This window comes from Streptomyces ortus, from assembly GCF_026341275.1.
Classification (GTDB): Bacteria; Actinomycetota; Actinomycetes; order Streptomycetales; family Streptomycetaceae; genus Streptomyces; species Streptomyces ortus.
The window spans coordinates 7014617-7036347 of the sequence record NZ_JAIFZO010000002.1 but is presented as its reverse complement, the minus strand read 5'-3'; the positions used below and the strand labels follow the sequence as shown (position 1 = coordinate 7036347).

Sequence of the window (21731 nt, the reverse complement as noted above, 5' to 3'; positions counted from 1 at the left end):
CTCAGGAAATCAACGATCACTCCCGTGATTGAAGGCGGTGACGGAGGTCACTAGGACTTCATGCGTTTTCGCAGGCACGGATTGGCCGGTTCCGACGTCCTTACAAGTGCCCGGCTCATCCGTCCGCAGTTCGTCCGCACGTCACAAGGGAGCAAGGCGTTGTCCACCGTTATCGAGCAGCCCGTAGAGGCCCGCCTCGTCGCCGCCGCGCCGCGGATGCCGAGTATTCCCGCGACGCTCAGCTACGACCCGCACGATCCCTTCGCCGTCCGCATGTCCTTCCCCGCCCCGTCCACCCTCGAAGGCGTGGAGGTGTGCTGGACCTTCGCCCGCGAGCTGCTCGCCTCGGGTCTGGAGGAGGAGGTCGGCCACGGCGACGTGCGCGTGCGGCCGTACGGATACGACCGCATCGTCCTGGAGTTCCACGCTCCGGAGGGCACCGCCGTGATCCACGTGCGCGCCGGCGAGCTGCGGCACTTCCTGGCGAGTTCGACGGAGCTGGTGCCCGTCGGTCTGGAGCACCTGCACCAGAACCTGGACCACGACCTCGCCGAACTGCTGCGCGACTCCTGCTGACCGGCTCCTGCTGAGCGGCTGTTCCTGAGCGGCTGCTGCGGAGTCGGTGGCGCGTCCCCCGCACTCCGGTTCTTACAGCGCGTCCTGACGGTCCGGCAGGCACACCTGAGGCAGGTGTTCGCCCTGGCCGGGGCCGCCGACGCGCCTGTCGTACGTTCCCGTGTCCGGCAGCGTTCCCGTGTCCGGCAGCAACCGCGCCCTCAGTCACCCGGCGCTCCGGGTGCCGCCATCGTCACGGACACCGCCGACCGCACCTCCTGGACCGCCTGACGCAGCACCGGCACCGCCGTGCCGCTGCGCTCGGTCAGCGCCGCGATCCGCCCTTCGTACCGCCGCCGCTCCCTGCTCGACACCAGCGTGCGCAGTTCGGCCGCCGCGGCGAGGGCGACGAGCGCCGCGTCCCGCTCGGACACCTCGTGCACGGGCAGCGGCCCCTCCAGCACCTGCCGGGCCTCCGCCCGCAGTCCCTCGACGACGGCGACGCGGCCGATCTCGTACTCCACGGACGGGAAGACCCCCAGCACGCGCTTCTTCTCGGCGCGCAGGTATCCGTCCGCGGCGAGCTGCGCCTGTACGGCGTCCAGCGTGATGCGTGCCCGCAGGCCGACCCACGTCTTCCACTTGTGCGGCCGGGACTCCTCGATGAGTTCCAGGAGCCCGTCGAGGGCCGGGTCCCCCGTCCTGCCGTCCGGGTCGGTGGGGGTGGCGACGCCGTCCACGTCGGCCAGCAGTCCGCGCTGCGCCAGCTCGGTGAGGGCACCGGCCCGGACCAGGTGCGGGAGCTGGGAGGAGCTGGTGACCTTGAGCTTCGAGGGGTTCCAGGCCAGCAGGCAGAGACGGGCGGGCAGCGAGAGCGGGCCGATGGGCACGGGGTCTCCTTCGAGCGGTCGGGGGCGGAGGACTCGGGGTTCGACGGACTTGGGGTCGCGGGACTCGGGGTCGGCGGACTCGGGGTCGGCGGACTCGGGGTCGGGGGCGCGTTAATTCGTTGACAGCGGCTGGGTGCCCTCCTACGGTGTAAAGCGGTCCTGTTGTCGCCGAATGGAGTAGGACGTTGCTCGTCTGAGGTCTTGAGACACCGCGTCACCCACGCATCCGTGTGTGCGCAGCGTGCGACCTCGGCTCCGAGCCGTCCCGCGGAACAGGGCTTTTCCCGTGTTCCGCGATCGCCCCGGCGGACTCCGTCCTTCCGGCCGTCGCCGCCTCCCGGTGTCTCGATACGTGTCGCCCTGACCGCATCCAGCCCTGCGAGGCCTGTATGTCCAGTACCCCCACTTCCATCACCTGCACCTCCCTCTCCTTCGCCTGGCCGGACGGCACTCCCGTCTTCGAGGACCTCCAGGTGGCCTTCGGTCCCGGCAGGACCGGGCTCGTCGGCGTCAACGGATCGGGCAAGTCCACGCTCCTCAAGCTGATCTCGGGCGAACTCGTCCCGGCCGAGGGCACCGTCCGCGTCGCCGGCGAGGTCGGCCGCCTTCCCCAGAACGTCACCCTCGACACCGGGATGCGGGTCGACGAGGTACTGGACATCGCGGCCAAGCGCGCCGCGCTGCACGCCATCGAGTCCGGCGACGTGTCCGAAGAGCACTTCGAGGCCGTGGGCGACGACTGGGACGTCGAGGAGCGCGCCGTGGCGACGCTCGGCGAACTCGGCCTCGGCCACATCGGTCTCGACCGCACCATCGGCGAGGTCTCGGGCGGCGAGTCGGTCCTGCTGCGTCTGGCCGCGCTGCTGCTGCGCCGGCCCGACGTACTCCTCCTCGACGAGCCCACCAACAACCTCGACCTGTACGCGCGCCGACGGCTGTACGCGGCCGTCGAGGGCTACTCCGGGGTCATGGTCGTGGTCAGCCACGACCGCGAACTCCTCGACCTGGTCGACCAGATCGCCGATCTGCGCTCCGGGGAGGTCACCTGGTACGGCGGCAACTACTCGGCGTACGAGGAGGCCCTCGCCACCGAACAGGAGGCGGCCGAGCGGATGGTGCGCGTCGCCGAGTCCGATCTCAAGAAGCAGAAGCGCGAACTGGCGGACGCGCAGGTCAAGTTGGCCCGTCGCAAGCGGTACGGGCAGAAGATGTTCGAGCAGAAGCGCGAGCCGAAGATCGTCATGGGGGCGCGCAAACGCGCGGCCCAGGAGTCCGCGGGGAAGCACCGCATCATGCACGAGGAGAAGCTCGCCGAGGCCAAGGACCGGCTCGACGACGCCGTGGAGGCCGTGCGGGACGACGACGAGATCCGCGTCGACCTGCCGTACACGGCCGTGCCGCCGGGCCGTAACGTCCTCACGCTCCTGGACCTGGAGCTGGCGTACGGGGCGAGTGCGGGCTCCTTCGATCTGCGCGGGCCCGAGCGGGTCGCGCTGATCGGGCGCAACGGGGCCGGCAAGACGACGCTGCTGCGGACCATCGCCGGGGAGCTGGCACCCGTCTCCGGGGAGGCGCTGACGCATGTGCCGCTGCGGTTCCTGCCCCAGCGCCTCGACGTGCTCGACGACGAGCTGACGGTCGCCGAGAACGTGGCGCGGTTCTCGCCGGGCGCGACCAACAACCGGATCCGGGCGCGGCTGGCCCGCTTCCTGTTCCGGGGCGGGCGGGCCGATCAGCGGGCGGCGACGCTCTCCGGTGGCGAGCGGTTCCGGGCGGCCCTGGCCGCGCTGATGCTCGCCGAGCCCGCGCCGCAGCTGCTGATGCTCGACGAGCCGACGAACAATCTCGACATGGCGAGCGTGCGGCAGCTCACGACGGCGCTGGAGTCGTACGAGGGGGCGCTGATCGTGGCCAGCCATGATGTGCCGTTCCTGGAGTCGATCGGGATCACGCGGTGGTTGTTGCTGGACGGGGAGCTGAGGGAGGGCTCGTCCGAGGGGGTGGGGTTGCCGGGGTAGCGGGGGGGAGCGCCAGAGGGGGGAGCGGCCGGGAGGGTTGCTTGTACGGTGCGGGCGCGTCGGTGCCGGCCGCGCAGTTCCCCGCGCCCCTAAAAGCAAAAGACTGCGCCGTTCCCTGCGCCCCCAAAGACAAAAGACTGCGCCGTTCCCCGCGCCCCCAAACGCAAAAGATTGCGCCGTTCCCCGCGCCCCTAAACGCACAAGACTGTGCCGCTCCTCGCGGCCCTGGGAGATTGGGGCTGTTGTGGCGTGGGTGGGGGGCTGCATGATGTGCGGGACGCACCCTGCCGAGACGGAGACCCGCACGTGCCCAGCCAGAAGGCCCTCATCCGCCGTCCCAGCCCCCGCCTGGCCGAAGGTCTCGTCACGCACCTGGAGCGCACGCCCGTCGACCTCGGCCTGGCGGTCGACCAGTGGGAGGCGTACGCGGACGCACTGCGTACGCACGGCTGGGAGACCGTCGAGGCGGAGCCCGCCGACGACTGCCCGGACTCCGTGTTCGTGGAGGACGCGGTGGTCGTCTTCCGCAACGTGGCACTGATCGGCCGCCCCGGCGCCGAGTCGCGGCGCGGCGAGACCGCAGGCGTCGAGGAGGCGGTCGCCCGGCTCGGCTGCTCGGTGAACTGGGTGTGGGGACCGGGCACGCTCGACGGCGGCGACGTCCTCAAGGTCGGCGACACGATCTACGTGGGCCAGGGCGGACGTACCAACGGAGCCGGCATCCAGCAGCTGCGGGCCACCTTCGAACCGCTCGGCGCCCGGGTCGTCGCCGTGCCGGTCAGCAAGGTGCTGCACCTGAAGTCGGCCGTCACGGCGCTGCCGGACGGCACGATCATCGGGTACGAGCCGCTGGTGGACACCCCTTCCCTCTTCCCCCGCTTCCTGGCGGTGCCCGAGGAGGCCGGTTCGCACGTGGTCCTGCTGGGCGGCGGAAAGCTGCTGATGGCGGCGAGTGCGCCCAAGACCGCCGACCTGTTCGCCGGGCTCGGTCTCGAACCCGTCCTCGTCGACATCGGCGAGTTCGAGAAGCTCGAAGGCTGTGTGACGTGCCTCTCGGTCCGGCTGCGGGAGCTGTACGTCTGAGTCCCCGGAGGCCGCGGCTACGGGCCCGGGACCTGCGCATCCGCCGGACGGGGGGCCTCCGTATGCACGCGGAATCGATCTTTCCGGAGATCGCTGCTGCTCAGGGCTCTTTACAGCGCGCTTAACCTACGGCACCGTAACCTACGGATACGTAGCCTACGATGCCGTAGGTTTGTTTTACCGCTCAGCACATACGTCCCCCTGGAGCCCCCGTGACGATCACTTCTCCGCAACTCGGCAGCCCGTCCTCCGACTGGACCGACGCCAGGCTGCTGTTCGCTCTGGAAGAAGTGGTGGAGACCGAACTCAACCGGCACCTCAAGGTCGCCAAGGACTGGATGCCGCACGAGTACGTGCCCTGGTCCGACGCCCGCAACTTCCCCGGCATCTTCGAGGACGGGGAGGCCTGGGGCAAGGAGCAGTCCAAGGTCACCGAGCTGGGCCGCATCGCGCTCGTCGTGAACCTCCTCACCGAGGACAACCTCCCCAGCTACCACCACGAGATCGCCTCCCTCTTCGGCCGCGACGGCGCCTGGGGCACCTGGGTGCACCGCTGGACCGCCGAGGAGGGACGCCACGGCATCGTGATGCGCGACTACCTGCTCGCGTCGCGCGCTGTCGACCCCGACCAGCTCGAAGCGTTCCGTATGCAGCACATGAGCGAGGGCTTCGAGTCGGACAACCGGCACTCGATGCTGCACTCCGTCGCGTACGTAGCCTTCCAGGAGCTGGCGACCCGCGTCTCGCACCGCAACACCGGACACCAGTCGGGCGACCCCGTCTGCGACCGCATGCTGGCGCGCATCGCGACCGACGAGAACCTGCACATGGTCTTCTACCGCAACCTCCTCAAGGCCGCGTTCGAGCTGGCCCCCGACCTGACCATGCAGGCCGTGCGGGACGTCGTCGTCCAGTTCCGGATGCCCGGACACGGCATGCCCGGCTTCGAGCGCGCCGCCGCGCAGATGGCCATCGGCGAGGTCTACAACATGCGGATCCACCACGACGACGTGCTGATGCCGGTACTGCGTCACCTCAAGGTGCTGCAGATCGACGGCCTGGGCCCCGAGGGGCTCAAGGCGCAGGAGGAGCTCGGCCTGTACATGGGCGGTCTGGACGCCGAGGCCGCCAAGTTCGACGAGAAGCTCGCGGCCCGCAAGGCCCGCATGGCGGCCCGCGCCGCCGCGGTCTGATCCGCCGCGCGTCCAGCTCGTACGCGTACGCCGCCCCGCACGGTTTCCCGTGCGGGGCGGCGCCGCGTCAGTGCTGGGCGCGTCGGAGGCTGAGGCGCTCCTTTTCGGAGAGGCCGCCCCAGACGCCGAAGCGTTCGTCGTGGTTGAGCGCGTATTCGAGGCACGCGGAGCGCATCTCGCACATTCCGCAGATCTGCTTCGCCTCACGCACCGAGCTGCCCGGCTCGGGAAAGAAGAAGTCGGAGCCGGTCTGGGCGCACAGTGCCTGTTCCTGCCAGGAGAGGTCGGGCGCGGCGGCGGCGGTGTCATTGTGCATGCCGGGATCGTGTCGCGCGCCGAAAAACGTTCGATCAACGCAAGCTCAACGCCGAGGGCAAGCCCCCGCCCCGGCCCCCGATGATGCTCCGGGCACCCCCCCAGAAGCACAGCGGCGCGCGGCGCAATCTTTTAAGGGCGCGGGGAACGGCGCAGTTTTGTGGGGGCGCGGGGAACGGCGCAGTCTTTCGTCCTTGGGGGCGCGGGGAACGGCGCAGTCTTTTAGGGGCGCGGGGAACGGCGCGAGGCCGACCACCACTTGCCCGCACCCGGCAAAGAGCCCGCTTCTCCAGGGGCTCGGGGAACGGCGCGGTCACTGGCGAACCCACACCCACAAACGCACCCCCCGCGGAGCGGTTACGCGGAGCCCCTCCGCACCAGCGTCGTCGGCAGCACAACGCTGGCCGGCACGCCCACACCCACAGCCCCACCCCGCTCCAACCCCCGCAACAACAACCTCGCCATCAGCCGCCCCATCTCCTCGATGTCCTGCCGGACAGTCGTGAGCGGCGGATCGGCCTGCTCGGTGAACGGCAGCATGTCGTCGAACCCGATCACGGCGACATCCTCGGGCACCCGCCGCCCCCGCTCCCGCAGCACCCGCATCGCACCGACCGCCATGAGGTCGTTCGCCGCGAACACCGCGTCCACATCGGGGCACCGGTCGAGAAGTTCCCGCATGGCGCGCTCGCCGCCGCCCGGCGTGAAGTCGCTCTCCACGATCACCCTCGGGTCGGCGTCCCCCATGACGTCACGGAACCCGTCGAGCCGGTCGACCGCCGAGGTCTGGTCGAGGGCGCCGGTGATGTGGGCGACGCGTTCGCGTCCGAGCCCGACCAGATAATGGACTGCCTCGCGGGCGCCGCCCCTGTTGTCGCAGTCGACGTAGACCACGCCGCGTGAGCCGTCGCTCCAGCCGGGGCGGCCCCCGTACACCGTCGGTACGCCGTGGATCAGGCTGGGCAGCGGGTCGTCGAGGTGCAGCGAGAAGACGAGCGCGCCGTCGACGTGGCCGCCGGCGAGATAGCGCGCCACGCGGGCGTGGTCGTCGCGGCCCTCCGTGAGCAGCAGGACGAGTTGTGAGTCGTGGACCGTCAGCTCCTTGCTGATGCCGCGGAGCTGGAGCGCGAAGAAGGGGTCCGCGAAGACGCGGGTCTCCGGTTCGGCGATGACCACGGCGACAGCGTCGTGGCGTCGGGTGACGAGGCTGCGGGCGGCCTGGTTGGGGACGTAACCGAGTTCCTCGACGGCCCGGTTCACGCGCTCCACGAGGGGTTCGCGGACGCCTTCACCGCCGTTGACCACGCGGGACACGGTGGCTCGGGAGACTCCCGCCCGGGCGGCCACGGCCTCAAGTGTGGGGCGTGGCTGGGTCGACGGGTCGGTCACCTCGGGGCTCCTCTGGGCGGCGGTTGCCGATCAGGATAGCCGTGGTTCGCTTCATTGCTGAGAGCGCTCCCTTTTTGGCCGGGGGGCCGTTGGGGGGGGCCGTAGTTGCTCGCGCAGTTCCCCGCGCCCCTGGAGGAGCGGGCTCTTTGGCAGGTGCGGGTATGTGGTGGCCGGCCTCGCGCAGTTCCCCGCGCCCCTTAAAGACTGCGCCGTTCCCCGCGCCCCTGGAGGAGCGGGCTCTTTGGCAGGTGCGGGTATGTGGTGGCCGACGTCGCGCAGTTCCCCGCGCCCCTAAACGATTGCGCCGTTCCCCGCGCCCCCAAAAAGACTGCGCCGTTCCCCGTGCCCCTGAACGACCCCGCCCCTCCCCCAGTCAGTGTTCGTGTGGTTCGTAGCCTGGGATTGTGCCGTCCGTTTTCTTGACCAGGAACAGGCCTGCCATTCCCATGTCGGAGTGGCTCTGGATGTGGCAGTGGTACATCCACGCGCCCGCGCCGACCCCCTCCCCCGCGATGACCTGGAAGCCGAACGAGTCCGCGGGGCCCACGATCAGGTTGTCGACCACCCGGCTGGGGTCGTCCGGGCCCGTCAGCAGGCCCGTGCGGTTGTCCGCCCAGCGGTGACCGTGCACATGGAACGTGTGGTAGTACTCGCCGTGCGTGATCGAGACGAACTCGACCCGATCCCCCACCGTGGCCTCGAAGTTGGGGCTGTCGTGCCCCGGCCTGTTGTTGATCGTCATGTCGTTGAAGACGATGGTGTGGGTCTTGTCGGGCAGGATGTCGCCCTGCCGGCGCACGATCACCGGCCCGTACAGGCCCTTGCGGATGCCGCCCGTGCCGTGCTCGGTGCCGACGACATGGTCGTGGTAGTGCCAGTAGCCCGCGCTGCCCGCCCGCCAGGTGCCGTCCTTGCGGCGGCCGGGGGCATGGGTGCGCCAGGTGTACGTACGGGTGTCCCCGGGCTCGACATGCGAGTTGCTCAGCTTCGTACCGTCGCTGGACACCTCGTAGTCCAGGCCGTGGACGTGCAGGCTCGCCGCCACGTCCAGCGTGTTCTCGACCTCGATGTACGCGGTGTCGCCCTCGTTGAGTTCGATCAGGGGGCCGGGGATCGTGGCCGCGCCCTTCTCGAACCCGTAGCCGAGCTGGCCGTCGGCGAGCTTCTCGATGTACAGCTTGATGCGTCTGACCTCGCCGCCGGCGGGGGCGGTACGGAGCGCGGTACTCGCGCTCGCCGCACTGTCCGCGGACGTCGCGTCCTTCGCGGCGACAAGTGACAACGATGTCGCGACCGTGGCGACCGCGGCCCCGCCCATCATCATCCGACGGCTGAAACCACGCCTGTCCATCGCGTCACCGGTGCCCACACCCGTGGTGTGCATGTCGTCCGTGGTGCTCATGTCGAACTCTCCCAATCTGCAGCGCGATCAACCGGGTTGATGGGTCTGACGGAACCGAGTGACAGAGACGAACTGGTGAGACGGTAGTGGCATCGGCTTCGTTTATCCACACTCAGGACAAAGTTCGTCGGATATCGGTCGTACCTATTGGCGAGTTCCGAGAAAAGGTCTAGCTTCCATGGCGCTGTTGCTGTGACCGAGGAGGATGGGGTGACCACATGCGGCCCACACCGCATCGAACGCCACTGACCGTACGGACGTTGGGCAGAGCGAGACGGAGAGGCTGGGCAGCCACGCTGGCTGCCGGAGTTGTCGCCGCCGGTGTCCTCTCGGGGCCGGCCGCGAGCGCGCGCCCCGCACCCGAGCCGCCCATGACAACGATGTCGATCAAGTCGCCCCCCGGCGGCTCCGATGTACGCGTGCTGATCTACCACGGGTCCGCGGCAGGCGGCGAGGAGTCGCCCGTCGTCAACGCCGGTATCGAGGCGATCGAGGACATCGGCCAGACGGGCGCGGCGGCCGGGCGCTTCAAGGTGACGGCCACGGACGACGCCTCGGTCTTCACCGACGAGACGAAGCTCGGCCTCTACAACGCGGTCGTCTTCCTGACCGGCGGCGGCGACATCCTCGACCCGGAGCAGGAGGCCGGCCTGGAGTCGTACATGGAGGCCGGCGGCGGTTTCCTCGGCATCCATGACGCGGCCCGCGCCGAGCCGTACTCGGACTGGTTCACCGGACTCGTCGGTGCCCGTCCCGCCGCGAACAGCCCAACCACCGTGCAGCGGGCCACCGTTGAGGTCGGCGACCGGGTGCATCCGGCCACCAAGGACCTCCCCCTGCAGTGGAAGCGCTTCGACCAGTGGCCGAACTGGACCAAGAACCCGTCCGGCGACGTGCACACCGTGGCCCGGGTCCGCGAGTCGACGTACACGCCGGGCACGGGCGCCAACGGCGCCGACCACCCCGTGTCCTGGTGCCGTGACTACGACGGCGGCCGGTCCTTCTACACCGGCATGGGCGGCACCGAGTCCTCGTACGACGAGACGGAGTTCCGCTCGCACCTGCGCGGGGCGCTCGCGTGGACGACCCGGATCTCGCGGGCCGACTGCAAGGCCACGATCAACGCCAACTACAAGGCGGAGCGGCTGACCCAGCCCAACCAGCCGGGCCAGAACGACCAGATCGGCGAGCCGCACGGCCTGGTGACCGCGCCCGACGGCCGCGTGTTCTACATCGGCCGCGGCGGCGCCGACTCCTCGCAGCCCGTCGTCACGGACTGGAACAACCCGGACGTCGGCAAGGGCAAGGGCGAGATCCACGTCTACGACCCGAAGACCAAGAAGGTCACGCTGGCCGGCACGCTCAACGTCTTCGGCAACAAGGGCGGCGGCGACGAGCTGATCAAGGTCGAGGAGGGTCTGCTCGGCATCGAGCTGGACCCCCGGTTCGAGGACAACGGCTGGGTGTACCTGCACTACACGCCGCACTCCCGGATCGACCGCGACAAGCAGATGGCCGAGCGGTACGTCTCCCGCTTCACCTACAACTCGAACACCGGCAAGCTGGATCTGAACAGCGAGAAGGTCCTGCTGAAGTGGCCGGTCCAGATCCACAGCTGCTGCCACGCGGGCGGCGGTCTGGCCTGGGACTCCAAGGGCAACCTCTACATCGCCACCGGTGACAACAACTCCAGTGGCTTCAGCGACGGTTACTCGGGCAACAACCCGCAGCCGAACTACAAGGGCGTCTCCTTCGCCGACGCGCGCCGCACGGCGGGCAACACCAACAACCTCAACGGCAAGATCCTGCGCATCCACCCGGAGCAGGACGGCACGTACACCCTGCCCGAGGGGAACCTCTTCACGGGCAAGGAGACCGCCGAGGGCGGCGGCAAGACGCGTGGCGAGATCTATGTGATGGGCGTCCGCAACCCGGCGCGCATCTCGATCGACAAGAAGACCGACACGCTGTACGCGGGCTGGGTCGGCCCGGACGCCGGGTCACCGTCGACGACCTGGGGCCCGGCGAAGTACGACACGTTCGCCGCGATCACCAAGCCGGGCAACCACGGCTGGCCGTACTGCATGGGCAACAAGCAGCCCTACCGGGACCGCAATCTGCCCGATCCGTCGAAGCCGCTCGGCTGGTACGACTGCAACGCGCCGAAGAACGAGTCGCCGAACAACGACGGTCTCGTGAACCTGCCGCCGGTCACCTCGAACACCATCTGGTACTCGCCTCAGGGTGGCGGGCCGGACTACCCGCGGGACGCCAACGGCATCCCGTCGTACAAGACAGCTGAGCAGAAGTTCCTGCTGCCGTGGCTCAAGGGCGGCGGCCAGGCGGCCATGGACGGACCCGTCTACCGCTACGACGCCAACTCGGCGAGCACCGCCAAGTGGCCGGCGTACTGGGACGGCAAGTGGTTCGTGGGCGACTTCTACGACGCCGACCAGCCGCGCCACGCCGTGCTGCTGGACCCGAAGACGGCCGGACAGGGCGGCATCCCGGTGCACGCCGAGTCCCTGAAGAAGATCATTCCCATCGGCAACGACGGCATCAAGAACCTGATGGACTGGAAGTTCGGCCCGGACGGCACGCTGTACGTCCTCGACTACGGCCGCGGCTTCTTCACCTCGGACTCCAAGTCCGCTCTGTGGCAGGTGACGTACAAGGGCGGCGGCCCCACTCCCGCCGCCGATCAGCTCGCCAGGGAGGCGCAGTGACGAGCGTGACGACCGCCCGGGACAACCGAGGCATCCGCAGGCGAAGAACTGGACGGCTGTGGACGGCACTTGCCGCCGCGCTGCTGATGGTGCTGGGCCTCGCGACCACCTCGGCCTCCGGCCAGACCGACAACACCCCGTCCAAGGCGGCTGCCGCGGCGCAGACGCTCACCTGGACGGCCGGTGACGACATCACCAAGTACGCGTCCGCGCCCACGACGGCGGTCGCGGGCCCGACCACGATCGTCTTCGAGAACAGCGAGGCGACCGGCAACACCATAGGCATGCCGCACACGTTGACGTTCGACGTGTCGGACCCGGAGTACCAGAACGACGTCCCGCTGAACATCCTGGCCAACCCGAACGACGACCAGGGCGGCAGGCACACCGCCGAGGTGACGCTCTCACCCGGCCGCTACCGCTACTTCTGCACGATCCCCGGCCACGGACAGATGCAGGGCATCCTGGTGGTCACAGAGGGCACCGGCGAGGACACCACCGCGCCGGAGACGGCGGCCGAGGTCACCGGCACGAAGAACGCGGACGGCGCGTACGTCGGTTCGGCGACCGTGGCTCTCAGCGCCACGGACGCGGGCGGTTCGGGCGTCGAGCGCATCGAGTACGCGATCGGTGACGCGGGTGCCTGGCAGCCGTACACCACGCCCGTCGTGGTCGACCAGGTGGGCGCCCAGAAGGTCCGCTACCGGGCCCTGGACAAGGCGGGGAACACCTCCGCGGAGAAGGCGGCGGAGTTCACCGTCGTCGCCCCGCCGACGGACGACACCACCGCGCCGGAGACCTCGGCCACGGTCACCGGCGAGAAGAACGCGCAGGGCGAGTACGTCTCCATGGCGACCGTCACGGTGACGGCCTCCGACGCCGGTTCCGGCGTCAACACCATCGAGTACGCGCTCGGTGACGCCGGTGCCTGGCAGCCGTACACCGCTCCGGTGATGGTCCACGAGGTGGGCGCGCACAAGGTGCGGTTCCGCGCCACGGACAAGGCGGGCAACGCCGCCGCCGAGAAGTCCGTGTCGTTCACCGTCGTCGCGCCGCCGGTCGAGGACACCACTCCCCCGGTGACCGGTGTGAGCGTCGAGGGCACGAAGAACTCGTCCGGCGCGTACATCAACACCGCCAAGGTGACGGTGACCGCGACCGACGCGCACGGCGGCTCGGGGGTCGACAAGATCGAGTACTCGCTCGACGGCGGTCCCTACCTCGCGTACACCGCTCCCGTGGTGGTCGACCGCGTCGGCGCCCACTCGGTGGTCTACCGGGCGAGCGACAAGGCGGGCAACACCTCGGACGCCCGGACCGTGAGCTTCACGGTCGCCCCGGGCGGCGGTGTGCCGGCGCCCAACTGCGCCGAGTACGACGAGCGGTTGACCGTCATCGTCGGCACGGTCGACACGGGTGTACCGAACCGGATCACCAACAGCCGGTGCCGCATCAACGAGTTGATCGAGGACGAGAAGGAGTGGACGTCCCACGCGCTGTTCCTCAAGCACGTGACGGCGGTCCTCAAGACCCTCCTCAAGGACGGCGTGATCGTCCAGCGCGAGTACGACCTGATCGCCGAGGCGGCCGACGAGTCGGGCATCGGTGATCCCGGCCAGACCGAGGGCTACCGCACGATCCTGGACGGTACGCGGGACACCTTCGACAAGTGGCAGCACGTGGGCGGCGGTTCGTTCGGCCTCAACGGCGACGGCACCATCACGTCGGGCACGTCGAAGGACGGTCTCGGCATGCTGTGGTTCCCCGAGCGCAAGTACGCGGACTTCTCGCTGAAGCTCCAGTGGCGGGACGACGCGCCGGGTACGGGCAACGCCAACTCCGGTGTTTTCGTGCGGTTCCCGCAGGTCCACAACCACCCGGAGGAGTCCCGGCCGGAGTGGGTCGCCATCAAGTACGGGCATGAGATACAGGAGTTCGACAGCCCCACCGGCGACATGTACAAGACCGGTTCGGTCTACGGCTTCGACCGGGTGGGCCTGGCCGGTGCCGGTGTCACCCAGAAGGGCACCTGGAACGACTACGAGATCCGCGTGGTGGACCAGCACTACTCGATCTACCGCAACGGCGTGCTGATCAACGAGTTCGACAACACCGGTGGGCAGGAGTTCGTTCCGACTCGCTCGGACGACCCGGGCACGGACGGGCGGCGGTTCTCCTCCGGCTACGTCGGGCTCCAGGTGCACAGCACGACGGACGTGGTGTCGTACCGGGACGTAAGGATCAAGGAGCTGTGACGCCCGGCTAGTTGTTCGGTCGGACAGTCTCAGGTCAGCTCTCCTTCTTGGCCCTGCTCGGCTGTACCCGCTTCGGCTCGCCCGGCATCTTCGGGTACTCGGGCGGGTACGGCAGATCGCCCAGCCCGTGATCGTGTTCGTCACGGGTGGCGAGTTCGAGCAGGGCTTCGAGGGAGTAGGCGTGGTCGTCCATGTCCGCGTGCACATCGCCGAGTTCGGCGAAGCGCGCGGGCATGGTCGCGAGATCGAAGTCCCTGGGCACGGCCTCGCCGACCTCGTCCCAGGTGAGGGGCGCCGACACCGGCGCGTGCGGCCGGGGGCGTACGGAGTAGGCGGAGGCGATCGTGCGGTCGCGGGCCGTCTGGTTGTAGTCGACGAAGATCTTCTCGCCCCGCTCCTCCTTCCACCAGGCCGTGGTCACCCGGTCCGGCATCCGGCGCTCCAGTTCACGTCCGACCGCGATCGCGGCCCGGCGGACCTGGGTGAACGTCCAGCGGGGCTCGATCGGTACGAAGACGTGCAGGCCCCGGCCGCCGGAGGTCTTGGGAAAGCCGCGCAGCTCCCCGTACTCGTGCAGCACCTCGCGCAGCTCATGGGCGGCGTACACCGCGTCGGCGTAGTCCGTGCCCGGTTGCGGGTCCAGGTCGATGCGCAGCTCGTCCGGCCGGTCGACGTCGTCCCGGCGTACGGGCCAGGGGTGGAAGGTCAGCGTGCCGAACTGGGCGGCCCACAGGACGGCGGCGACCTCGGTGGGGCACATCTCGTCGGCGCTACGGCCGCTGGGGAAGGCGATGTGCGCGGTGGGGATCCAGTCGGGCATGTTCTTGGGCGCCCGCTTCTGGAAGAAGGACTCGCCGCCGACCCCCTCGGGGTAGCGCTCCAGGGTCGTGGGCCGGTTGCGCAGCGCGCGCAGGATCCCGGGCCCGACCGACAGGTAGTACCGGGCGAGGTCCAGCTTCGTGAAGCCGCGCTCCGGGAAGAAGACCCTGTCGGGGCTGGACAGCCGTACCGTCCTGCCCGCCGCCTCCAGCTCCACCGCATCCGCCATGCGAGCCACGGTAGGCGCACCGCGTACACCTCGCATATCCGAATGGAGTGCGCATACCGGGCGCACAATCGCGAATCACCGCAGAATCGGTGTATGGATCTGCCGGTGATGCCGCCCGTGAAGCCCATGCTCGCCAAGTCCGCGGCGCGGATTCCGCCGGGCATGCACTACGAGGCGAAGTGGGACGGGTTCCGGGCGATCGTCTTTCGTGACGGGGACGAGGTCGAGATCGGCAGCCGTAACACGAAGTCGCTGGTCAGGTACTTTCCCGAGCTGGTGGAGGCCCTGCGGGAGCGGTTGCCGGAGCGCTGCGTGGTGGACGGCGAGATCGTGGTCGCGCGGGGCGGACGGCTCGACTTCGACGCTCTCTCCGAGCGCATCCATCCCGCGGCCTCCCGGGTGAAGACCCTCGCGGAGCGCCAGCCCGCGTCGTTCGTGGCGTTCGACCTGCTGGCGCTGGCCGACGAGTCGCTGCTGGACGTCCCCCTGTCCGACCGGCGGGCCCTGCTGGAGACGGCCCTGTCCGGCAGCACGCCTCCCGTGCACCTGGCGCCGGCGACGACGGACATCGAGGTGGCGCGGCGGTGGTTCGAGCAGTACGAGGGCGCCGGACTCGACGGAGTGGTCGCCAAACCCCTCGTCCTGCGCTACGGGCAGGACGAACGCCTGATGTTCAAGATCAAGCACGAGCGCACCTCGGACGTGGTGGTCGCGGGCTACCGGCTGCACAAGAGCGGGCCCGTCGTCGGCTCGCTGCTGCTCGGCCTGTACGACGGCGAGGGCACGTTGCAGCACGTGGGGGTGTGCGCGGCCTTCACGATGAAGCGGCGCGAGGAGCTGATCGCGGAGCTGGCGCCGCTGCTCATGGAGTCGCCCGCCGGGCATCCGTGGGCGGCCTGGGCCGAGGAGTCGGCGCACGAGTCGGCGCGGCTGCCGGGCGCGCCCAGCCGCTGGACGGGCAAGAAGGACCTCTCCTGGATTCCGCTGCGGCCCGAGCTGGTGTGCGAGGTGGCGTACGAGCACATGGAGAACGGGGAGCGCTTCCGGCACATGGCGCGCTTCCGCCGCTGGCGCCCCGACCGTACGCCGGAGAGCTGTACGTACGCCCAGCTGGAGGAACCGGTCGGTTACGATCTCGCGGACATCCTGGGACCGCGGGACTGAACCGGCCCGGACGTGCTCCCGTCACGCAACACCCTTGTGCGGCTGTCCTGTTGGGTACGTCTTCCGCGTACGGCCCGTGCCTCGCGGTGCGGTACCGCCGGCCGGGCGGCGGTGCCCTCCCGCCCGCGCCCGTGACCCGCTCGGACCAGTGCGCGCCTTCGATCTTGGCGCATTGGGTACGTACTCGTTGAACCTATAACCTGAAAAACGACGAAACGGGGCACGGTGGCCACGGTACGCGGGAGACGGATGGGGCGGACGGGTCGAACAGGGCGGGCAGGGCAGGCAGGGCAGGCAGGGCTGCCGGGGCGGACGGGACGTTCGAGGCGTTCGATGCGTTCGGCCATGAGGGCGACACTGCTGGCCACCCTGCTGGTGGGTGTCACGGCGACGGCCTGCACGAGCGGTGAACCGCTCGACGACAAGCAGCGCGGGAACATGCCGCCCCGCACCGCCGGCACGGCGGGCACCAGCGCCCCGGCGAGTCCGGCGCCCCGGGCCGCCTCCCCGCTCGTCGTGAAGATCGACAACGTGCCCGGCGCCCGCCCGCAGACGGGCCTGGACGCCGCCGACGTGGTGTACGCCGAGCAGGTAGAGGGCGGCCTCAGCCGACTGATGGCGGTGTACGCGACCCGCCTGCCGAAGGCCATCGGCCCGGTACGCAGTGCGCGCGAGTCGGACCTGGAGCTGCTGCGCCAGTTCCACCGGCCGACGCTCGCCTTCTCGGGGGCCCAGAAGAAGCTGCTGCCGCTGATCGACAGCGCGCCGCTGCAGACCGCCCTGCCGGAGGAGAGGACGAGCGCGTACTACCGGGGCACGGACAGGCCCCAGCCGCACAACCTCTATCTGCGCCCGCAGCGGCTGCTGACGGCCACGCCGGGGGCCGACGCGCTGACCACGGGTTTCCGGTACGGTGCCGCGCCCGCGGGAGGCACGGCCGAGAGTACGCGCACGGTCCGCTTCCCGCAGGCCCGCTTCACCTTCGACTGGTCCCGGGACCAGCGGCGCTGGCTGGTGTCGATGGACGGCACGCCGACGGTGACGACGGGCGGACAGCGGGTGGCGGCGTCGACGGTCGTCGTGCAGTACGTGAACATCCGTGAGTCCAGGTACCACGACTACCTCGGCAACATCACGCCCTACACGGAGACGGTCGGGTCGGGCACGGCGAAGGTTCTGCGGGACGGCAAGGCCTTCGACGCGGCATGGCAGCGGCCGCTCGCCAAGGGCGGCACCGAGTTCACGACGGCGGACGGCACGCCGATGAACTTCGCCGAGGGCCAGGTGTGGGTGGTCTTCGCGCGGGCGTGACCCACCGCTCGACGGCGGCCCGGCGCCTTCGGGTGGGGGCGCGGGTGCGTCATGGCCGACTGCGCGGTTCCCCGCGCCCCTTCAGGGGCGCGGGGAACGGCGCAGTCTTTTAGGGGCGCGGGGAACTGCGCAGTCTTTTGAGCCGGCCACGGCCCCGCCCGCAGCCCGTCAAGGCGCCCGGCCGGCAACCGGTTCCCCCGGCGTACCCGGGGCGACCGGATTGCGCAATCCCTCCGCCGCGTCCGAGACCCGTTGGATCAGGTCGAAGAACAGAGCCTGCTCCTCTCCGGAGAGGGGAGCGAGGAAGACCTGGTTCATCCGGGCCGTCCGCACGGTCAGCTTGCGGTGGACGCGCAGACCGTCGTCCGTGAGGCGCAGCAGGAAGCGCCGGCCGTCCCGGGGGTCGCGGACCTTGTCCAGCAGGCCCCGCCGGCCGAGCCGAGTGATGACCTCGGCGATGGTGGACCGGTCGAGGCCCACCCGCTCCCCCACGGTGCGCTGGTCGAGGCCCGGCTCGGCGACGAGCGCGTTCAGGACCGCGAACTGGGGCGAGGTGATCTCCTCGGAGACCATCGTGTTCCACAGCAGGTAGTGCGCCTGCTGCAGCCGCCGGGCCAGGTGCCCGGGGTGGGTGGAGAGATCCACCGCGGCCATGAGCACTCCTTAACGTCGGTGCACTGAACAATAGCGGCCCGGTACTGCGCTGTCTCTTCTCCGCGAGCAACCTCTCAGCCCGCATCACGTGGAGGTCTTGACGGTGGACTGCCTCGATGGCAGCGTGTTCGAAGCCTCGCGGACATACTCAGTGCCCTGAGTAATCGGGGTGCGGAACGCTCGGGAAGAGGGGCTTCACAGATGGACAAGGTGGTCTCCACAGCCGCCGCCGCGGTGGCCGACGTACCGGACGGCGCGACACTGGCCGTCGGCGGTTTCGGGCTCAGCGGTGTGCCGAACGTGACGATCCAGGCGCTGTACGAGCGCGGTGTCACCGGCCTCGGCGTGGTGTCCAACAACTGCGGGGCGATGGAGTCCGGCCTGGCGGTCCTCCTGGCGGCGGGCCGCATCGCCCGCGTCACCGGCTCGTACATCGGGGCGAACAAGGAGTTCGCGCGGCAGTACCTGGGCGGGGAGCTGGAGGTCGAGATGATCCCGCAGGGCACCCTGGCCGAGCGGCTGCGGGCCGGCGGCGCCGGGATTCCCGCCTTCTACACGCCGGCCGGGGTGGGCACGCAGGTCGCCGACGGCGGACTGCCCTGGCGCTACGACGGCGAGGGCGGCGTCGCGCTGGCCTCCCCGCCGAAGGAGGTACGGGACTTCGACGGCACGCCGTACGTGCTGGAGCGCGGTATCCGTACCGACTTCGCGCTGGTGCGGGCCGCGAAGGGCGACCGGCACGGGAACCTCGTCTTCAACAAGTCCTCCCGCAACTTCAACCCCCTGGCCGCGATGGCCGGACGGGTGACCATCGCGGAGGTGGAGGAGCTGGTGGAGCCCGGCGAGATCGATCCGGACGCGGTGCATCTGCCGGGCGTCTTCGTGCAGCGGGTCGTCGCGCTCACCCCGGCGCAGGCGGCGGACAAGAAGATCGAACAGCGCACGGTCTCCGCGCCCCCGACACGGGAGACACCCATGGCACGAGAGACACCTGCGGCACGAGAGACGCCCGCGGTACGAGGCTCGGTGAACGGCTGATGGCCTGGACGCGGGAGCAGATGGCCGCGCGGGCCGCGCGCGAGCTGCGGGACGGCCAGTACGTGAATCTCGGCATCGGCCTGCCGACGCTGATCCCCAACTACCTCCCGGCGGCCGTGGAGGTGATCCTGGAGTCGGAGAACGGCATCCTGGGCACCGGCCCCTACCCGACCGAGGAGCAGGTCGACCCGGACCTGATCAACGCGGGCAAGGAGACCGTCACGGTCCTGCCCGGCGCCTCCTACTTCGACTCGTCGCTGTCGTTCGGGATGATTCGCGGCGGACACATCGACGTCGCGGTCCTCGGCGCGATGCAGGTCTCGGCGGGCGGCGACCTGGCGAACTGGGCCGTGCCCGGCAAGATGATCACCGGCATCGGCGGGGCCATGGACCTGGTGCACGGTGCCCGTACGGTGATCGTCGTGATGACCCACACCGCCAAGGACGGCTCCCCGAAGATCCTCAACACGTGCACGCTGCCCCTGACCGGCAGAGCCTGTGTCGACCGCGTGATCACCGACCTGGGTGTCCTGGACGTCACGGACGACGCGCTGGTACTCGTCGAGACGGCGCCCGGTGTCACGGTCGACGAGGTCGTGGCGAAGACTGCCGCCGAGGTCCGTATCGCCGACGAGCTGGTCGAAGAGCTCACCGAGGAGAAGCAGCCGTGAAGGACGTCTACATCGTCGACGCCGTCCGTACCCCGTTCGGCAAGTACAACGGCAGCCTCGCCGCCGTCCGCCCGGACGACCTGGCCGCCCACGCTTTGCGTGAACTCCTCGCCCGTACACCGGACTTGGACCCCGCCCGGATCGACGACGTGTACTTCGGCAACGCGAACGGCGCGGGCGAGGAGAACCGCAACGTCGCCCGCATGGCCGCTCTGCTCGCCGGCCTGCCCACCTCCGTGCCGGGCGTCAGCGTCAACCGGCTGTGCGCCTCCGGCCTCGAAGCGGTCATCCAGGCCGCGCGTGCCATCGCGCTCGGCGACGCCTCGATCGCCCTCGCCGGCGGTGTCGAGTCGATGACCCGCGCCCCCTACGTCCTGCCGAAGAGCGACCGGCCCTTCCCCGCCGGGCACACCGAGCTGTACTCCACGACCCTCGGCTGGCGCATGGTCAACCCGCGGATGGACCCGCAGTGGACCATCCCCCTCGGCGAGTCCGCCGAACTCATCGCCGACAAGCACAAGATCAGCCGTGCGCAACAGGACGAGTTCGCGCTCGCCAGTCACCGCAAGGCCGTCGCCGCCCAGGCCGCGGGCCTGTTCGACGGCGAGATCGCGCCGGTCCCCCTGCCGCAGCGCAAGGGCGACCCGCTGTCCTTCGCCACCGACGAGTGCGTACGCGCCGACGCCTCCCTCGCCGCGATGGCCCGCCTCAAGCCGTCGTTCCGCCCGGACGGCGGCAGGGTCACCGCGGGCAACGCCTCACCCCTCAACGACGGCGCGGCGGCGCTGCTCCTCGTCGACGAGGAGGGCCTCGCCGCCACCGGTCGCGAACCCCTCGCCCGGGTGTCCTCGTCCGGTGTCTCCGCGCTCGACCCCGACTACTTCGGTCTCGCGCCGGTGGAAGCCGTGAACCGCGCGCTCGCCAAGGCGGGCCGAACCTTTGACGACCTGTCAACTCTGGAACTGAACGAGGCGTTCGCCGCGCAGGTCCTCGGCTGTGTCGCCGAGTGGCCCGAGTTCGACCCGGCCGTCCTGAACCCGCAGGGCGGCGCCATCGCGCTGGGCCATCCGCTCGGCGCCTCCGGTGCGCGCCTCGCGGGGACCGTCGCCCATCAACTGGCCCGCAAGGGCTCGGGAGTCGGCGTCGCCACCCTCTGCATCGGCGTCGGCCAGGGCCTCGCCCTCGTACTGGAGCGTTAGGAACCCACCTGTCATGGCTCTCACCCCCATCCCCGCGCAGCCACCCGCCCCGGCGCTCGCCCAGGCGGACATCGACGTCGAGATCAGGGACCAGCAGGACGCGTACGACAAGGCGGTCGCCGGTGGCGCGCCGGTCCTGCACCACCCGCGGCGCGACTACGCCCCGTACCGCAGCTCCCTGTTGCGCCATCCGAAGCAGCCGCTGGTCGCCGTGAGCGGGGGTGATCCGGAGACCGTCGAGCTGTCGGGGCCGGTGTTCGGCGTCACCGACATCACCGAGCACGACAGCGATCTGACCGTCCAGCACCGCGGTGAGCCGATCGGTGAGCGGATGACCGTCTCGGGACGGCTGCTCGACCGCGACGGCCGCCCCGTGCGCGGCCAGCTCGTCGAGATATGGCAGGCCAACGCCGCCGGCCGGTACGCGCACCTCCGCGAGCAGCACCCGGCGCCGCTCGACCCCCATTTCACCGGCGTGGGAAGGACGCTGACGGATGATCAGGGCCGGTACTCGTTCACCACGATCAAGCCGGGCCCCTACCCGTGGGGCAACCACACCAACGCGTGGCGGCCCGCGCACATCCACTTCTCCGTCTTCGGGACGGCGTTCACCCAGCGGCTCGTGACCCAGATGTACTTCCCGAGCGACCCGCTGTTCCGGTACGACCCGATCCTTCAGTCGGTGACCGACACGGCGGCCCGCGAGCGGCTGGTCGCCGCCTACGACCACGACCTGTCGCAGCCCGGCTTCTCGATGGGCTACGCCTGGGACATCGTCCTCGACGGTCCCTCCGCCACCTGGACCGAGGAAAGCCGGTGA

At 70.0% G+C, this 21731-nt stretch carries 18 protein-coding genes; 12 read left to right on the top strand and 6 right to left on the bottom strand.

Annotated elements, in window-relative coordinates; translation table 11 throughout:
• The first annotated feature begins 159 nt into the window (after positions 1–159).
• The gene (gene ssgD / locus K3769_RS33960; RefSeq protein WP_267030072.1) at positions 160–576 is read left to right on the top strand and encodes a spore wall synthesis regulator SsgD; all 417 of its coding nucleotides are present in this window, start codon (positions 160–162) and stop codon (positions 574–576) included.
• A gap of 200 nt (positions 577–776) precedes the next feature.
• Here the strand turns inward: ssgD and K3769_RS33955 are convergent, their stop codons facing one another.
• Positions 777–1445, bottom strand: a complete 669-nt coding sequence (locus K3769_RS33955) for a GOLPH3/VPS74 family protein (RefSeq protein WP_267030071.1) — start codon at positions 1443–1445, stop codon at positions 777–779.
• Positions 1446–1834: 389 nt separating this feature from the next.
• Here K3769_RS33955 and K3769_RS33950 point away from each other — a divergent pair, with 389 nt between their 5' ends.
• From K3769_RS33950 to K3769_RS33940, 3 genes are all read left to right on the top strand, one after another.
• Positions 1835–3463 carry an ABC-F family ATP-binding cassette domain-containing protein gene (locus K3769_RS33950; protein WP_267030070.1) on the top strand — a complete coding sequence of 543 codons (1629 nt, stop codon included), beginning with the start codon at positions 1835–1837 and terminating at the stop codon, positions 3461–3463.
• Positions 3464–3769: 306 nt separating this feature from the next.
• Complete coding sequence (gene ddaH, locus K3769_RS33945) at positions 3770–4546, top strand: dimethylargininase (RefSeq protein ID WP_267030069.1); 777 nt, start codon at positions 3770–3772, stop codon at positions 4544–4546.
• A gap of 212 nt (positions 4547–4758) precedes the next feature.
• Complete coding sequence (locus K3769_RS33940; RefSeq protein ID WP_267030068.1) at positions 4759–5739, top strand: acyl-ACP desaturase; 981 nt, start codon at positions 4759–4761, stop codon at positions 5737–5739.
• A gap of 67 nt (positions 5740–5806) precedes the next feature.
• Here the strand turns inward: K3769_RS33940 and K3769_RS33935 are convergent, their stop codons facing one another.
• The 3 genes from K3769_RS33935 to K3769_RS33925 form a co-directional block, all read right to left on the bottom strand.
• The gene (locus K3769_RS33935; RefSeq protein WP_267030067.1) at positions 5807–6055 is read right to left on the bottom strand and encodes a WhiB family transcriptional regulator; all 249 of its coding nucleotides are present in this window, start codon (positions 6053–6055) and stop codon (positions 5807–5809) included.
• A gap of 356 nt (positions 6056–6411) precedes the next feature.
• Positions 6412–7443 (bottom strand): LacI family DNA-binding transcriptional regulator, encoded by a 1032-nt coding sequence (locus K3769_RS33930; RefSeq protein WP_267030066.1) that lies wholly within the window; start codon positions 7441–7443, stop codon positions 6412–6414.
• 373 nt (positions 7444–7816) lie between these two features.
• Entirely contained in the window at positions 7817–8794 is a 978-nt protein-coding gene (locus tag K3769_RS33925) for a multicopper oxidase domain-containing protein (protein ID WP_267031653.1), read from the bottom strand.
• A 347-nt stretch (positions 8795–9141) separates the two neighbouring features.
• On the opposite strand from K3769_RS33925, the gene K3769_RS33920 reads away from it, so the two are divergent.
• Together K3769_RS33920 and K3769_RS33915 are read left to right on the top strand one after the other, a co-directional pair.
• Positions 9142–11571 (top strand): ThuA domain-containing protein, encoded by a 2430-nt coding sequence (locus K3769_RS33920; RefSeq protein WP_267031652.1) that lies wholly within the window; start codon positions 9142–9144, stop codon positions 11569–11571.
• An 86-nt stretch (positions 11572–11657) separates the two neighbouring features.
• On the top strand, positions 11658–13826 hold the full coding sequence (locus tag K3769_RS33915) for an OmpL47-type beta-barrel domain-containing protein (RefSeq protein WP_267031651.1): 2169 nt from the start codon (positions 11658–11660) through the stop codon (positions 13824–13826).
• 34 nt (positions 13827–13860) lie between these two features.
• On the opposite strand, the gene ligD is transcribed toward K3769_RS33915, so the two are convergent.
• Positions 13861–14874: a non-homologous end-joining DNA ligase gene (gene ligD / locus K3769_RS33910; RefSeq protein ID WP_267030065.1), complete on the bottom strand. Its 1014-nt coding sequence runs from the start codon at positions 14872–14874 to the stop codon at positions 13861–13863.
• A 93-nt stretch (positions 14875–14967) separates the two neighbouring features.
• On the opposite strand from ligD, the gene K3769_RS33905 reads away from it, so the two are divergent.
• Complete coding sequence (locus tag K3769_RS33905; protein ID WP_267030064.1) at positions 14968–16038, top strand: ATP-dependent DNA ligase; 1071 nt, start codon at positions 14968–14970, stop codon at positions 16036–16038.
• 345 nt (positions 16039–16383) lie between these two features.
• Positions 16384–17349, top strand: coding sequence for a DUF3048 domain-containing protein (locus K3769_RS33900; protein ID WP_267030063.1), 966 nt, complete (start codon positions 16384–16386; stop codon positions 17347–17349).
• Between the two features lie 168 nt (positions 17350–17517).
• Here the strand turns inward: K3769_RS33900 and K3769_RS33895 are convergent, their stop codons facing one another.
• Entirely contained in the window at positions 17518–18003 is a 486-nt protein-coding gene (locus tag K3769_RS33895; protein ID WP_267030062.1) for a MarR family winged helix-turn-helix transcriptional regulator, read from the bottom strand.
• 201 nt (positions 18004–18204) lie between these two features.
• Between K3769_RS33895 and K3769_RS33890 the strand changes: the two genes are divergently transcribed.
• Genes K3769_RS33890 through pcaH form a run of 4 tightly spaced genes read left to right on the top strand, consistent with a single transcriptional unit; the run spans position 18205 to position 21731 of the window.
• A complete protein-coding gene (locus tag K3769_RS33890) occupies positions 18205–19041 on the top strand; it encodes a CoA transferase subunit A (protein ID WP_267030061.1) in 837 nt (278 codons plus the stop codon).
• The gene (locus K3769_RS33885) at positions 19041–19712 is read left to right on the top strand and encodes a CoA transferase subunit B (RefSeq protein WP_267030060.1); all 672 of its coding nucleotides are present in this window, start codon (positions 19041–19043) and stop codon (positions 19710–19712) included. The genes K3769_RS33890 and K3769_RS33885 overlap by 1 nt, the downstream gene beginning before the upstream one ends.
• A complete protein-coding gene (locus K3769_RS33880; protein WP_267030059.1) occupies positions 19709–20911 on the top strand; it encodes a thiolase family protein in 1203 nt (400 codons plus the stop codon). Before K3769_RS33885 ends, K3769_RS33880 begins: the two co-directional genes overlap by 4 nt.
• 13 nt (positions 20912–20924) lie before the next feature.
• Positions 20925–21731: a protocatechuate 3,4-dioxygenase subunit beta gene (pcaH, locus tag K3769_RS33875; RefSeq protein WP_267030058.1), complete on the top strand. Its 807-nt coding sequence runs from the start codon at positions 20925–20927 to the stop codon at positions 21729–21731.